Genomic DNA, 16,136 nt, shown 5'->3' with positions numbered 1-16,136 from the left:
TTTCGTTTTAACATCTGTTTCTCAGTATTTTTTTAGATATTGAAAACTAAGATAGTACCTTTATTAAGCTTCATAATTAGTAAATTAAGAGATTTTTTTAAAATTTTAAAAAACGTCTCTTCTTAATAAGTAGTTCAATTTTTCTGTTTGAAATTGTAGATTTACTTTTTCATTTTCTTGACCAATAATGTAGAAAATCTTATTGTTTGACGTCGCTTTTCTATATAAAGTTGCAATTGCAGAAACAGCTGACTTATCAATACCGTTTAATTTATTTAATGATAAAGTAATCATTTTTGAATAATCTATTAAAGCATTAAAATGATTGTTTAATGAAACAACATTTTGAGAATTTAACTCTCCATTAATTTCATAAATTCCAGAGGTTTTTGTAATTTGTAAAGCCATGATAATTTTATTTTTTACTATTATTATTTCTGATTTCTGATGCAAATATCCAACGAATAACCACGAGACATTGATTTTATTCGACGAATAGTAAGTTGCTGTAGATGAAATATCAAAGGTTTATGACTAACTTGCACTCATTAATAATTACACTATCGACGAATGACATTATTTAAAAAAATAACACTGATTTTCCTTTTTACCTATAGCTTTATAGGTCAAGCCCAAAATATGACTGAAGGTTTCTCTAATCTTGAAAAAGGTGAATTTGATAAAGCCGAAGTTTTCTTTACCACTATATTAAAGGATTATCCTCAAAACAAAACGGCTCGACTTTGTTATGCAAGAGCAGTTGGGTTAAACAAACAACCTGAAAAAGCACTTACGCTTTTCACGGCTTTAAAAAATGAATATCAAGATGATTTAGAAATAAAACTAAATTATGCCGAATCGTTGCTTTGGAACAAAAAATTTGATGATGCAAAAATCTATTACACTACATTAGTTGCTGACAATCCAACCAACTTTGTAGCGCATCTTGGTTTTGCCAATACGTTATCCAACTTAAAAGAATTTAAAGATGCTTTATCTAATGTAAACAAAGCATTAGATCTTTCACCAGGAAACGGTGGTGCTTTGGTTTCTAGAAAATACATCAAATTAGGTTATGCAAATGAAATGGTTTCTGCAAAAAAATATACAGAAGCCGAAACTTTTTACAATGAAATATTAGCTGATTTTCCAAATGATAAAGAAACGTTGTTGAATAAAGCCAATTTGTATTTGATTACTAAAAATAGTGTAAAAGGAAGAGAAGCCTATAATTCATTATCTACATCGGATCCAATTTTGGCATTAAATGGTTTGTCATTGGTAGAACATATTGCTGGAAAAGAAAGCAAAGCTCTTGAAATTTCTGAAAAAGCAATGGCTAAAATTAGTGAAACCAAAGACGAAAATTTAATCAAACAAACGCAAGAACGCAATGTTCAAGCCTTTATTTGGAACAAAAAATACAAATTAGCCGAAAATAAAATTGCAGCATTAAACCAACTTTATGCAAATGAAAATTGGCTATTAGCACTTTCGGCAACATTGGCTATTTATAAAAGTGATTTTAAAGACAGTATTAAATATTACAAAAATATTTTGGCAAACGATTCAAAATCTTTTGATGGAAATTTAGGAATAGCTAATGCTTATTATGCTTCAGGAGAAATTGACAATTCTATAAAAGCAGTATATCAAACGTTAGAGATTTTTAAAAATCAAAATGACGCAATGAATTTCATAAAAAAATTAAATGAAGAACACACGCCAACTCTAGAAGAAAAATTAAGTTATTCGTTTGATAATGGAAACAACACTGCTATTACTTCAAGAACATTAATAACGTTCCCGCTTTCTACCAAATGGTCTGTAAACACAACTTATCAGCTTCGTAAAACAGAAAATTCGATTACCAATGTAAGTGCAAATGCCAATGATTTCTTGGTTGGAGCAGCCTATAAATTTCACCCAAAAATTAGCTTTAATATTGATGGTGGAATTACCTCAGCAAGTTCAACGACATCTAGTTACACGTCGTTATTATTCAATTCTTATTTTAAAACAAAACCAATGAAATTGCAAGATTTAGAAATTGGTTACAAACGCGATTTGCAAAATTTTAATACCGATTTGATTGACAAACAAATTTCGGCAAACAACTTTTATTTGAATAATAATTTTGGTACCAATTTTAAATTAGGATGGTTTACACAATATTTTTACACAACCCAATCGGATAAGAATACTCGAAATTTATTATTTACATCATTGTATTACAGCTTTTTATCGAAACCTGTTTTAAAAGGCGGATTTAATTACCAGTTCATTTCGTTTAAAGATCAAGTGCCAACGGTTTATTTTAGTCCGAGTCAATTTAATGCTTATGAGGTTTTTGTAGAATTAATGAAAGACGAAAAAATTGCCGAAACAAAATCGTTCTTTTACAACTTAAATGCAGCAACTGGTTTTCAATATATTGAAAAATTAGACAAACAATCAACTTATAGAATTCAAGCTAAATTGGGTTATAAATTTTCAGACCGATTATTAGTCAATATATATGGATTGAAAAGTAATATTGCATCTGCAGCTGTTTCTGGATTTACTTATACTGAATTCGGTTTTAGAATGAAGTGGAATATCTTAAGCAAACCTGTTTTTAAATTAAATTAATCATATTTAAAACATTGAAAATCATTAAGTTATATTTAAAAACTATAAATTTCAAAAACTAAATAGCATACAAAATTCTAAAAGTCTACGAATTAAAAACCTAAAGTTCTTCTTACCTCATCTGTATTTGGTAAAACATAGCTTTCAATTCCATTATTATTGATTTTTTTTATGTACGATCGAATTTGAGTATGGTTTACAACTATAGTTTTTTCGTTGTCTTTAAACTGTTCTAATTCATGTACTTCTTTGGGTCCTGCCCATATCAAATTATGGCAATAAGCCAAATTATTTTTTCTAACAAAAGTTATGTATTCATCTTTTAAAAAAGACCATTTTTTAGAAATAATATAATATCCATTAAAGAAATTATGGTCAAGGTTTTCATTGGTATTGGTTCTGTAGGTAATTGTCTTATCCATAGTAATAACTTTTAATATCATATCTCAAACATAAAAATTATTATTCAATAAAACAGATTAAAAGTATTTTTAATCGATGAAATGAACTAAAATGTAAAAAATTAAATCTTTTACTCACAAATTAAAGCCGCTTACTTTCATAATGTCTTCTATAGCTTTAATTAGTGTTTTTTTTGTGTTATCAAATAATAGTCAACAAGTGAAAAAGTTTTATTTAAACTATTCTTTTTTAAAGAAATTAAAATAAAAAAGCCATCTAAAATAGATGGCCTTTCATTCAATGGTGACTTGGGCCTATTGAATCACAACTTTAGTTTTAAAATCTTTTCCTTCGTTAGTAATTACTTCAAAAATGTAAATTCCTTTTGCTATTTCGTTTACATCTATGTTAATACTATTTGAATTGATAGTATACTTTTTGTTTTGTATTACTTTTCCAGAAACGTCTACAATTTTCACTTCAGCACTTTCTGTATTACTTGGCAGGACGATTGTTGTATTACTTTGACACGGATTTGGATAATTGTAGATCTTATTAGATACTAAATTTTCAAAATTTTGATTACTTAAAGCTGAATTATTTCCTAATTTCAAATTTGAAACTGCAATGTTAAAAGGTTGAAAAGAGGAATAATTTCCAATTGTTGAAAACACAAACCCTTTAATTTTTTCGTTTGCAAAAGTTTGACCTAAAGCATTAGTGAAATCTGAAAATGCAATTGTTACATCCGTATTTGTAGCGTTTTCAGGAAGCTGAATTCGCAATCTGTTGTTCCAATCTGTAGTGTTTTCTGTTACTAAAACAACCTCGACTGGTAATGAATTTTGAATTGAAAAACTTACTGCTGCATAATTTGTTGCATCAAAAGTTAATTCACCTGGAAGTATATTTCTGAAAATATTTGCTGTTCCATAAACTTCTCCAGAAAGTGTTACATTTCTTTCAATTGAATATTCATCAGTATTAACAGTATTTGTACTATTTTGAATTGAATAATCAGTAATTGTTGTTTCAGTAGTAGCATAATCTAGTCCCCAAGGACCATCCGCCAAATACAAAGCATCGATTTGAGGTGAATTATTTCCATTTATAGAAAATCCAATATCAAATATTCCACCTGTATTTATAACTAAATCTTGTTCGTAAGCGCTAGTTAAACTTACACTTTGTGACATTGATTCTAATGTTGCTAATTCAGTAGCTTTTTTATTTCCAGAAAAAGAAATTGTTGAAGAATTTGATTTATTAATTAATTTCAAATATAAATTTCCATTTCTATAAGAACCTTTTTTTACAAAAACTGTTGGAATTCTATTAGTCACAACATCTTCTATTAATGAAGATTGCGATTGAAATTGATTTAATATATAATTTGTGATACTAGAAACTTGTCCCATTGTCGAACCCCAAACCTGAAAATTTAAATAATCACCTGTTGGATATTGATTAATATTCCAATAACTGTGTAATTTATTTTCTGAAATTAATTGTTGAACAGAGAAGTTCAAAGCAAATTCAATTGCTCCATTAGCTCTTTTAATTTTAACCATTATAATTTCATAACCATTCAATTGAATTGTTCTAACATCTTCTAAGGTAGAATTATTTAAACGATCACAAATAGCTTTTGAATGCCCATAAATTCCGCCAGTTGTAGAAGTAGCTAAAACTGCCGCGACTCTAGTACTATTTTGATAATAATCAACAGAATAAACTTCTAATGCATTGGTAATTCCTAATAAATCGGCTGGAGTAGACACATAAGAAGTTTCTGTACCAAACATACCTGTAGTTGGTATTAAAGTCGAAAAATCTACCGTTGTATTTGATTTAGAAAATAAAGGTGTCGTATTTGAAAAAACCGTTTGTTTGTCTTTTGTATCGGCAGAACTATTGGTTTTGATTCTGTTAAAATTTCTTTTTGCAATTAAAGTTGCTAAATCGCCTTTGCTTTCTAATCCGCCATTATTTCCTGAAGAAACATCTGTTGCTGAGCTTACATCGGCCAAATTTGAAGAGCGCATTGCTTCATATGGGTTTGCAGAAACATAAAAAATAGCATCATTAAAATCGTTATCGCAACTTCCATAATCTCTTCTAATATCTTCAAATCCTAAAATTACTCTCTGATTGTCTGGATCATTTAATAATACATTATGTTGTCTTAAAGAAGGATTAGATTCTGGATTAAAATTTGGGTTTGAAAACAATCTCCATAAACCATTCGTTACAGATGAGCCATTCCATGCGTTGGCTAAAAGTACCCAGCCAATTCCAGTTCCAGCTGGAAAGGTGCCGATTTTAACTTTATTTCCTGCAACTAACGAACCACCGCTTCCTTGAGCTGAAACATTAGGAAACACAATTGTAATTTGGCTTGCCGTTGGCGCAGTAGTAGGTGGATTATTTATGTCATAAGTGTAAAAACCTAAAACATTTTTGTAACCTGCACCTTCGCTTACAAAAGTTACCCAAACATCGGCTAAACTATCAATAATAATATCTGTTTCGTAACCTGAAGATATATACTGCGGATTGTAGGTTGGTACAGGATAATTTTCGGGCAATGAATTGTTTATCAGCGACATTGTTTGGGAACTTATCACATCACTTGTAACAAAATAAAGCGGCGTTCCATCTGAAGTATAGGAACCCAAAAACTGATAACTTTGGGCAAAAAAGGTAAAGTTTGAAAATAAAGTGATTAAAAGTACTATTCGTTTCATAATATTTTTATTGAATTATGAATCAAAAGTATTCTAATATGTAGTACGCAAAATTATTTTTAGATTATACCAAACAATCCTTCGTTGAATAACGATAAAGTATAGACGAATGGTTTTACAATAAGTTTAATCGCTTCATTAATTCAGGGCGATTGGCGCGACTTACAGGAATTACATCTTTAGCAATTAATACGCTATTATCTTCTATATCAATGATTTTATTTGTGTTGATAATAAAAGAACGATGTACTTTTAGAAATAAATCTTTGGGTAATTTATCTTCTATTTTCTTTAAAGTTGAATGTACGACGTAGTTTTTGGTATCGGTTTTTATATGAATATAATCGCCTTTAGCCTCTACAACAGTAACCGTATGAAACTCGATTTTGATTAATCTTCGATCAATATTTATATAAAATTCTTTAGCACTATCCTCGACAAGAGATTTTGATTCTTTGATTGAAGTTGTCCCTATTTGGGCAGAATTAGCCTTAACAATTGCTTTTTCAAATCGCTCTTCAGTTATTGGCTTAACTAAATAATCAACAATACATTCGTATTCAAAGGCTTCAATTGCAAAATTTCGATCCGAAGTAACTAAAATAACCTTTGGTGGGTTTTTTATGGTTTGAATAAAATCAAATCCCGTAAAATCGGGCATATGAATATCAAGAAAAATCAAATCAACTTCGTTTTGATTTAAATATTTAATAGCCTGCATTGCATTTGAGAATTCTTGAACAAGATTCAGTTCATTATGATTTGAGATCATTTGTGCTATAATGACTCTTGCCATTTCTTCATCATCAATAATAATGCAATTCATAAGCTAAAAAAAGTTTATAATTCATCAACAAAATCTTGCATAAGCACAAGTATAGCTTGAAAATCTGACTGCAAATTTGTTGAATTCTCTTTTAAATTGTTTTCAAATTCTTCTGCAATATAATAACTTTTTTCTAGTCCAAGAATAGAAACTTTATGTTTCAACTTATGAACACAGCTTGCGGCTAATTTAAAATTATTCTCTTTTATGGCATCATCATATGCCTGAACCTCCATGGGAAGTTCTTTTTTAATAATTTGAATGAGTTTTTCTTTAAACTGTAAATTATCTCCTGATAATTCATTAATGTAGGTTAAATTAGGTAATTCCATGGTTTTTGGGGATTGTAAAATAAAAAATTGTTCCTATTGTTTCTTGACTTTCTAGCCAAATTTTTCCGTTGTATAAATCGATGACCTTTTTTACAATAGAGAGTCCGATTCCAGATGATTGATCTTTGTTTTCTAGTTTAGAAAAAATATCAAAAATTTTTGTTTGGTAGCGTTCATTAATTCCTATTCCGTTGTCTTTTATATAAAATTCTATTTCATTTTCTTTTTCTAAACTGCCAATTTCAATCAGTCCATTTGCTTTATCATTATATTTTATTGCATTTTGGATTAAATTTTGAAATAATTGTTTGAATCTAAAATCGTTTCCAAATAGTTTAGGTAATTCGTTAGTAACTTTTACTTGAAAATTACTAGGAACATGAATGGTTCTTAACAATTCATCTATAAGAATATTTAAATCAATAACCCTATCTTCCATTTGATGATTGTCGACTGTTGAATAATTTAATATACCCTTTATTAACAAATCCATTTTTTCGACATTATATAAAATCAAATCGAGCGACTCAATACTTTTTCCATCCAATTTTTCGGCATTATCTTCTTTAAACCAATTTATTAGAGTATCAATACTTCGCAAAGGCGCTTTTAAATCGTGTGAAACCACATGAGCATATTCTTCTAAATCTTTATTTTTTCTTTCGATAATATTGAGTTTATTCTCAATAGTTAAGGTTCTTTCTTTTACTTGTTCTTCTAGAAAAGCTTTAGAATTTAAAACCAATTGGCGATTTTGAATAAATGCATTTTGTATTAGAAACGAGTATACAATAATAATAAACAACGCCAACATTATACTTATTATGGTTTGTTGTTTATAGCTAAAAAAGTAAAACAACAATGAGAAATAAACAAAATATGCAATGCAATAAATTATTAATTGTTTGTGTTTATTGATTAATAAAATACCTCCAAAAATGATTATATAAGTTCCTAGTAAATAATCTATCTGAAATTCATTTCTAAAAGCCTGAAAACCATTATAAATACCCAAAAACAACAGTGAAAACATCATAAAATAGGTGCTGTTTTCTTTTACAAAATGTTTATGCCTATTGTAATATAAAAATGCGCCAATAGCTGGAAATAAAATCAAAAATAAAAATGGAATAATTAGATTAACTTTTACTGTTGGATAATTATAAACTATAATAAAAGTATAAAATAATTGTAATACTCCTATTGAAATTAAAGTCCAAACATACAATTTTAGTTCAAAATCAAATTCACTTTTATTTTTTTGATTCATAGTTATCATTTTTCATTTGGGATTGTAAAAAAGAAGGTTGTTCCAACTTTTTCTTGGCTTTCTAACCAAATTTTTCCCCCATATAAATCTATGATTTTTTTTACAATAGAGAGTCCAATGCCAGACGATTGATCGTTATTATCTAGTTTAGAAAAAATATCAAAAATTTTTGTTTGGTAGCGTTCATTAATCCCTATTCCGTTGTCTTTTATGTAAAACTCTATTTCATTTTCTTTTTCTAAACTACCAATTTCAATCATTCCAATTGCTTTGTCATTATATTTTATTGCATTTTGGATTAGGTTTTGAAACAATTGTTTGAATCTAAAATCGTTTCCAAACACTTTTGGCATTTGATTCTTTAATTCAATAGTAATATGATTTGGTATAGTAATGGTTCTTAATATTTCGTCGATTAATATATTTAAGTCAATATTTCTATCATCCATTTCTTGTTTATCTATTGACGAATAATTCAAAATTCCTTTGATTAATAAATCCATTTTTTCTACATTCGACAAAATCAAGTCTAATGATTTCAAATTAGATTCATCTAATTTTTCTGAATTATCTTCTTTAAACCAATTAATCAAAGTATCAATACTTCGCAAAGGAGCTTTTAAATCATGAGAAACCATGTGAGCATACTCGTTTAATTCTTGATTTTGTTTTTCAAGATTTTTTAGCAATTCTTCTCTTTGCTTGTTGATTCTCACTATTTCATCAGATTGCTCTTTAAGATAATCGGTAGTATTTAGTTTTTTTGTATTGGCTAAAAACTTTTTTTCTAAATTCATTGAATTTAAAATATTTTCTAAATTTCGATTAATCTCTTTTAAGCCTTCTGCCTCTTCTCTCAACTTTTGATTGGCCTCGAACAATTCGTCAGAACTTATTTTCATAGCACGTTGTAACATAGCTATTTGCTCCTCGAAATTATTATAAGAATCTTCAACAGAATTAAAAAACTGGTCAATATCATTTAAACCGTTTTTTAATTTTTTCTCAATTTGTCTTTTTAATAATGGATTCATTATTATTCGCTTATCAATGTTAAAGTCATGGTTTGATTGTGCAACTCACATGAAGATTTTCCATTAAAAGGCGCCATTTCTCCGTATGAATAAAATCCTGCTATTGCAACGTTATCACCAATAATTTCTTTTACATGCTCTATTTCTTCTTCAACTCTTTGATTCATTACTAGTTTTCTTCCAATGCAACTTACAATTAAAGCTACTTGAGGTTTTGATTTACGATTTTCTATTGCGATTTCGGCTGCATGTTGCGCTCCTTCTGCAATTCCATCAATAGATGCCATCATCAATTGCACTCTAGAATTTACTGGAACATCTCCAGCTAAAACCATCGAATTATTATCGGTATTGATGCTTAAAATAGTTCTTACAACTGGTTCGTCTTTTCCTTCTGGAGTTACATTTAATGGATACAATAATGAGGCTTGAGGAAGTTCCTTTGCTTTGTCGCCAAGGTATTTTTTGTATAAATCCAACGCAGGTTGGTCATCGATTTCAAAAAGAATATTCCCTTTTGATTTTGTAATTTTTCGTTCAGGTCCAAAAGGTAACCATCCACCAAAACTAGCAAAAGTAATATCTAATGTTTCACCATAAAAACCAATTAAAATTACTTCTCCTTCTTTTGGATTTTCTTTATAAGATGCTAAAGTTTTTTCGAAACGAGCATCATCTCCGCACATTCCACCAGTTATGGAAACAGAGTTGTTTATGTTTTCTTCTAAACCACTTATTAACGAGCTTCCATTTACAAAACTTCCTTCAGAAAGCACAAAAAGATGTTTTAAATTTTCTTTTGGCATTTCATTATACAAAGCTTCGCCGAGTGGTTTTGCTTTTTTATCATAATTTAATATACTTCCGTTTTTAACTACAAAAGAACTTTTTTCGAATTCTATTGCGGTAACCGAAATTGAGTTGTCGTTTACATTACAAGATATAATTTCACCAGAAGCTGACCCAAAAACAATATGTTCATATGGAAATTGTTTGCGAATATCTGCTATTACACTTTCGTCTTGCAATAAAAATCTATTGGCAAAAACTAAAACTAATGGATTTTTTAATTCGATTTTCTCTTGTAAGAATTTCCAATCTTGACCTTCTAATTTTGATGCTTGAACTATTTTCATTGTTTGTTGAGTTTTATAAAAAATGTGGTTCCTTGTCCTACTTCGCTTTCAATCCAAATTTCGCCATTGTAAGTGTCGATAATTTTTTTAACTATAGAAAGTCCTAAACCTGTTGATTTATCTGATTTTTCTAGTGATTGAAATATTTTAAATATTTTTTCTTGATTTTCTTTTGCGATTCCTGGCCCATTATCTTTAATTGAAAAGATAAAGTTTTTTGGCTCTTCAATGCAACTTACTTCTACAGTACCAATAGGTTTGTCAATATAATTTACAGCATTTCCAATTATATTTTGAAATAATTGCTGTACTCTAAATTTATCGGCGTCAATAACAGGCAAATCAGTAGTTATGGAAACCGAAATATGGTTAGGAATATGAATAATATTAATAATGTTTTGGATGACTTCTTGCGTATTTACTTTTTCTAGAGTTACATCTACTTTATCAATTTTGGCATAAGTAAGAATTCCTTCAATCAAGTGATCCATTTTTTCTACTTTGTTTTCTATCATTGATAGATACTGAGTAGTTTGTTCATTTAATTGTTTGTCATTATCTTCTTTTATCCATGAAATTAAAGAGTGAATGCTTCGTAAAGGCGATTTTAAATCGTGAGATACAATGGCCGCATAATCTTCTAATTCTTTGTTGCTTTTTGCTAAACTATCAACCAAAAACTCTCTTTGTTGTTCAAGTTCTTTTTTCTTGGTTACGTTTTCTTCTATGGCAAAGAATTTTACAATTTCACCTTTTTTATTATACAAAGCTTGACCTTGAACACTTACCCAATATTTTTCGCCTTGTCTGGAATAATTGATTACTTCACATTTAAATGGTAAACCTTTTGAAATTCTGTCTTTCATATAACTGACAGTTTCTGGATTGGTTTCTTCACCTTGCAATAAATGCCCAGGTTTTTGACCAATAATTTCTTCCATTGAATAACCTGACATGTCAATAAAACTTTTATTTGCCCATTCTATTTTACCATCAGCATCAGCAATAATTACTGCATTTATATTTTTATCGGCAATTAATGACAATAAATATAATTGTTCTTCTTGTTCTTTTTGTTCAGTAATATCAAGATGAATTCCAATAGAACCAATTACTTTACCATTTTCGTCAAAATTTGGAGCACCACTTATGAGCCAATGTCTTTTTCTACCTTCTTTATCTTTAACCTTAACTTTATATGAATCGGTAACTCCTTTATTTCTTATGTTTTCTTTGCTTTTTACAAGTTCTTGACTTTCTTGAGTAAGCAATAGCTTTGATGCTTTTTTTCCAATTAATTCATCTTCTGTATATCCGCTAATGTCACAAAAACTTTGGTTTACAAGTGTAATTTCATCATTTTTATTAACTTCAATTAAACCCAAGTTCATATTAGCAATAATACTTCTGTATTTTTCTTTTTCGATTTGTAAACTTTCGTCATATCGTTTTTTAAGAGAAATATCTTCAATCATGGCAAAAAACTGAATGACTTCGCCATTAGAATTTAAAATTGGTTGTCCTTTGATTTTTGCCCAAAAGCTAGTTCCGTGTTTTCGTCCGTGTTTTAGCTCAACATCAAAAGGTTGACCATTAAAAAATGAACTGGTCATTTTTTTTAGTTCGACTCTATCTGTTTCTTCAATAATCCCAATTTCTATTGGTGTTTTGCCAAGAATTTCTTCTTTAGAATATCCAGAATGTTTTGTATAAGCATCGTTACACCAAAATATTTTTCCGCCCGGTTGCGTAAATACAATTCCGTTTTCATTAGAACTAGCCACTAATGATAGTCGGTTTAATTCTTCTTGTGCTTTTTTCTGTTCAGTAATGTCTCTTCCATAAATATTGACATAACCTTCTTCTTTTAGGGTTTTGCAAACAAAAGAAAAATCTTTTCCTTCAGTTTGAGTTTCAAAAATAAAGCGTTCTTTATCAAGGTCGATTTTTGTAATTATGAATTTAAAGAAATCTTCTGTTTCATAATGAATTCCATCGTGAACAAACGAAGAAAGTTTTTCGGCTGCAGGATTTCTTTTTAATAAATTTCCATTTATATCAATACGAATTAATGGATCAGGATTTTGAGTTGGGAAAAGCGCAATATCGTGAATTTCTTTATTGGCTTGTTTTAATTTGTTTTTTTGATTGTTAATTGTTGTTAATAATTCTTTTAATTCCTTAGAATTATTTTCTTGATTATTAAGAACATGAAGTAAATCCAACAACGGATCATGAAGTGCAAAATCATGTAGTGTAAGTTTTTTTTCTACTACATCAGTCATCGATTGAAACCAAGGAGAACCAACAAACAATAAAGAATCATCGACCAATTCGAATTGACCTCGAAGTGAGATTTCACTTTTTTTACATTTAATAACACTTAGTTGGTTACTATTAAAAACCAATTCCTGAAATGTTGGATTTTCTAAATGAGGTCTGCTAATTTCAAAAAAGTCTACAAAAGAAAATGAGATTTCAATCTGTGGACAAATTTTAGCTAAACTTTTACCAAATTCTTTTATTTTTAAGGTATCATCAATCAGAATGTAAAAAGGGAATAATCGATTAAAACTGTCTTCGCTAAAATTAAATTTTAATCTATCCATCTTACCAGTATATTTTGAAAATTTCATGTGTGCTACCTTCATCACGTGTTTGAATCAACTCTAAAGTAATAGGAGTGTTGAACATTTTTCCTAAACCTTGAAGCAAGCCTCGAACAAATTCTTGCAAACCTTGTCTTTGAGAAAAATAATGCAAATTCAATCCGTGTTCAGTAATATCACTTACTTTAAATTCGGGTGGTGTTAATTTTGGATAAATCAACATTACACGATTATGAAAGTTGGGTAAATTTACTAAAAAATCTCTTAGGTTATCTCCTCCAGAATCCATTAAACCAGGATACTTTTCGGTAGTGGTTTTAATTACCCACCATTCACCAAAAGCAATTAACACATCGCCAACCGACATATTCATTTCTTCCGAAACAGCAACAGCTAATTTAAAAGTCACATCATCATCATAAGGCTCGCTGCTTATAAAAAAATCTATATCAACACCGCTTCTTTCTTTAATGGCTTCCCATTTTTCCTCACCAAAATTGGCAATTACTAAATCTTCTATAGCTTTGTTTACTATTCCATACATATTATTGCGAGATTAATTCGTTTGTACTCCAATATTCTAGTATTTTTCTAATTCTTTCTACATAATCATCATATTTCAATGGCTTTAAGACATAACCAGCTATGCCAATTTTATAGCATTCTAGTACATCTTTGTGATTGTTGGAAGTGGTTAAAATTATTGCAGGAATATATTTTAAATAATCATCTTCCTTTAATATTCCAAGAAATTCTATACCATTAATTTTAGGCATATTTAAATCTAGAATAACAATATCTGGAATGAATTCTTTAACTTTTAAGATATTCAAAGCTTCTTCACCATTATTTGCTTCTATAATTTTATGATTCAAATCTAGGGTTTTTAAAACTCTGTTGAATTTCATTACCTCTATTGCATCATCTTCTATTAAAAGAATGTTTAAAGATTTAGTCATTTTTACTTTATTGTGTATTTATCCAATTTCAAATCTAATTTGAATAATCCTAATCATCCAGCTTTTTCGCTAACAAATCAATTACTGTAGACGAATGGTAGAAAAGTGTAGACGAATGGTTTTGTTTTTTGTAATTTTATTTATGATTAATAATTTTTTGAAAATAATTAACTTATTTCAGAAATATGTCAACACAAACAAAAACCTTTAATATTAAAAGTGTAAACTAATATATCAAATGACATGACACTAAGACTTTTTTTATGTGATGATTTCGTTTTGAATTTTCTTTGTCAAACTTTTAAAAACCAAATCATACGAGTGATTGATTAATTCACATATCATTTTATCAGAAACATCTTGATTAAAATCGACCGAATTCCAATGGACTTTGCTCATGTGATATCCTGGTCTAATAGCCTCATATTCGGCTCTAAGTTCTAATGCTCGTTCTGGATCACATTTTAAATTAATGGATGGATTTCCAGCTTCAAATTGATTAAGTGACGTTAAAGCAAACATCTTTCCTCCTACTTTAAATACCAAAGTATCTTCATCAAACGGAAAATGTTCGGTTACTCCTTTTTTGGATAGGCAAAATTCATAGAGTTGTTGAATGTTCATATATATTAGTTTTCAGTCACAGTTTTCAGTCGCAGTAATTCTGATTAATGAGACTGAAAACTGAATACTATTTAAATTTTTCCATCATTTTTTCAGGATGAGCTAATGCTTTAAAACCAAATTTATCATATAGAAAATGAGCATCAGATGTTGCTAAACGCCAAATTTTGACTTGTTGTAATTTAGGTTCTTCCATCATTGCTTGTATTAAAATTGACGAATAGTCTTTTCCACGATGGTTTTCATCAATAAAAACATCCATAACATAAGCAAAAACTACGTAATCGGTAATTACACGACAAAAACCTATTTGATCATCGTTTAAATAAATTCCAAAGCAAAACGAACTATAAATTGTTGTTTGTACTTCTTCAATAGTTCTTCCAGCAGCCCAATAAACATCTTTCAAAAAGTTTTGAATGAACGGAACATCCAGTTTGGATTTATCTGTTGAAACGCTTATCATATCTTATACAAAATAGGTTTACTTGGCGATGCATCATTTTCAAAAGATGCTATTTGCAAATTCAAAAAATAACTTCCATCTTGAATTTCGTCTTCAACAAAAATCATTTCGGTGATGGTGCAATTCAATCTTGCATCAGCGTTCAAATTGTTTACATCTTTTACATTCCAAAAGGCTTTGTGTGCCAACAATTTTCCTTCATCTTCTTCTCTATCCACACTTGGCAAATCGATTAATAAATGTTGAACTCCGATTTCTCGTATGAAAATTGCCGCTTCTTCAGCTAAATAAGGTGGATTGGTTTTGGAATAATTGGTGGACTTTTTGGTTTGCAAATTCGGTAAAGTTCTAATAACAATTGCTTCTGGATTTTTACCTTTTAATGCGTTTTCTATTTGATGTTTTGTAATTACTAAATCATCATTTATTCTTGTTGGTTCAATTGAAATTAATTCGGCAGTGAAGAAAAACTGTTTCAAACATTGATTAATGCTGTAAAATTCATGGGTAATATGTCCGAGACATTCAGTATGTGTGCCATGTCCGTGCGGATTGAAAAAAATATTATTGAAATTGGTAGAGCTGCCTTCTGAAACTTTTCCAACCCAATCACCAAACTTTACGGGTTCAATTTCAGGTTTTTCGATGTACCAAGCAATCGGATTTTTATCAGTATTAGATAATGGAATGGAAATATCAATTGGTTTTGATAAATCGATTTGGATGTTGTTTATTGTTGCTTTCATATTTTAACCACGAAGACCACGAAGTTTTTACACGAAGTTCACTAAGATTTGTGTTCTTTGTGCCTTCTTTGTGTCCTTTGTGGTAAAATCAATCCCAAATTTACTAAAATTGAATTAACTTAGATGTTATTTATTATACATTTAAAATCGAACCACGAAGACCACGAAGTTTTTACACGAAGTTCACTAAGATTTGTGTTCTTTGTGCCTTCTTTGTGTCCTTTGCGGTAAAATCAATCCCAAATTTACTAAAATTGAATTAACTTAGATGTTATTTATTATACATTTAAAATCGAACCACGAAGACCACGAAGTTTTTACACGAAGTTCACTAAGATTTGTGTTCTTTGTGCC

Annotated in this window: 15 protein-coding genes; 1 reads left to right on the top strand and 14 read right to left on the bottom strand. The window is 29.2% G+C overall.

Annotation, left to right across the window (positions count from 1 at the left end):
• Positions 1–105: 105 nt before the first annotated feature.
• Complete coding sequence (locus tag O9267_RS05170) at positions 106–408, bottom strand: STAS domain-containing protein (RefSeq protein ID WP_298176830.1); 303 nt, start codon at positions 406–408, stop codon at positions 106–108.
• A 162-nt stretch (positions 409–570) separates the two neighbouring features.
• Between O9267_RS05170 and O9267_RS05165 the strand changes: the two genes are divergently transcribed.
• Entirely contained in the window at positions 571–2,631 is a 2,061-nt protein-coding gene (locus O9267_RS05165) for a tetratricopeptide repeat protein (protein WP_298176828.1), read from the top strand.
• Between the two features lie 92 nt (positions 2,632–2,723).
• Here the strand turns inward: O9267_RS05165 and O9267_RS05160 are convergent, their stop codons facing one another.
• The 13 genes from O9267_RS05160 to O9267_RS05100 form a co-directional block, all read right to left on the bottom strand.
• Entirely contained in the window at positions 2,724–3,053 is a 330-nt protein-coding gene (locus O9267_RS05160; RefSeq protein ID WP_298176826.1) for a hypothetical protein, read from the bottom strand.
• 294 nt (positions 3,054–3,347) lie between these two features.
• Entirely contained in the window at positions 3,348–5,780 is a 2,433-nt protein-coding gene (locus O9267_RS05155; protein ID WP_298176823.1) for a DUF4114 domain-containing protein, read from the bottom strand.
• Between the two features lie 115 nt (positions 5,781–5,895).
• Positions 5,896–6,606: a LytTR family DNA-binding domain-containing protein gene (locus tag O9267_RS05150; RefSeq protein WP_298176821.1), complete on the bottom strand. Its 711-nt coding sequence runs from the start codon at positions 6,604–6,606 to the stop codon at positions 5,896–5,898.
• Between the two features lie 14 nt (positions 6,607–6,620).
• Complete coding sequence (locus O9267_RS05145) at positions 6,621–6,938, bottom strand: Hpt domain-containing protein (RefSeq protein WP_298176819.1); 318 nt, start codon at positions 6,936–6,938, stop codon at positions 6,621–6,623.
• Positions 6,925–8,208 (bottom strand): ATP-binding protein, encoded by a 1,284-nt coding sequence (locus O9267_RS05140; RefSeq protein ID WP_298176817.1) that lies wholly within the window; start codon positions 8,206–8,208, stop codon positions 6,925–6,927. Before O9267_RS05140 ends, O9267_RS05145 begins: the two co-directional genes overlap by 14 nt.
• Before the next feature lie 5 nt (positions 8,209–8,213).
• Positions 8,214–9,242, bottom strand: coding sequence for an ATP-binding protein (locus tag O9267_RS05135; RefSeq protein WP_298176815.1), 1,029 nt, complete (start codon positions 9,240–9,242; stop codon positions 8,214–8,216).
• Positions 9,243–9,244: 2 nt separating this feature from the next.
• Positions 9,245–10,378, bottom strand: a complete 1,134-nt coding sequence (locus O9267_RS05130) for an FIST N-terminal domain-containing protein (protein ID WP_298176813.1) — start codon at positions 10,376–10,378, stop codon at positions 9,245–9,247.
• Positions 10,375–12,987 carry a PAS domain S-box protein gene (locus O9267_RS05125; protein WP_298176811.1) on the bottom strand — a complete coding sequence of 871 codons (2,613 nt, stop codon included), beginning with the start codon at positions 12,985–12,987 and terminating at the stop codon, positions 10,375–10,377. The genes O9267_RS05130 and O9267_RS05125 overlap by 4 nt, the downstream gene beginning before the upstream one ends.
• Position 12,988: 1 nt before the next feature.
• On the bottom strand, positions 12,989–13,531 hold the full coding sequence (locus O9267_RS05120) for a heme NO-binding domain-containing protein (RefSeq protein WP_298176809.1): 543 nt from the start codon (positions 13,529–13,531) through the stop codon (positions 12,989–12,991).
• Between the two features lies 1 nt (position 13,532).
• Positions 13,533–13,946 (bottom strand): response regulator, encoded by a 414-nt coding sequence (locus O9267_RS05115; RefSeq protein ID WP_298176807.1) that lies wholly within the window; start codon positions 13,944–13,946, stop codon positions 13,533–13,535.
• A 261-nt stretch (positions 13,947–14,207) separates the two neighbouring features.
• Positions 14,208–14,570, bottom strand: coding sequence for an MmcQ/YjbR family DNA-binding protein (locus O9267_RS05110; RefSeq protein WP_298176805.1), 363 nt, complete (start codon positions 14,568–14,570; stop codon positions 14,208–14,210).
• 67 nt (positions 14,571–14,637) lie between these two features.
• Positions 14,638–15,036: a GNAT family N-acetyltransferase gene (locus tag O9267_RS05105; protein WP_298176803.1), complete on the bottom strand. Its 399-nt coding sequence runs from the start codon at positions 15,034–15,036 to the stop codon at positions 14,638–14,640.
• Complete coding sequence (locus O9267_RS05100) at positions 15,033–15,782, bottom strand: cyclase family protein (protein WP_298176801.1); 750 nt, start codon at positions 15,780–15,782, stop codon at positions 15,033–15,035. Before O9267_RS05100 ends, O9267_RS05105 begins: the two co-directional genes overlap by 4 nt.
• Between the last annotated feature and the right edge of the window lie 354 nt (positions 15,783–16,136).

Source organism: Flavobacterium sp. (assembly GCF_027531705.1).
GTDB lineage: Bacteria > Bacteroidota > Bacteroidia > Flavobacteriales > Flavobacteriaceae > Flavobacterium.
Note: the sequence above shows the minus strand (reverse complement) of the source record. Positions and strands in the feature narration are given on the sequence as shown.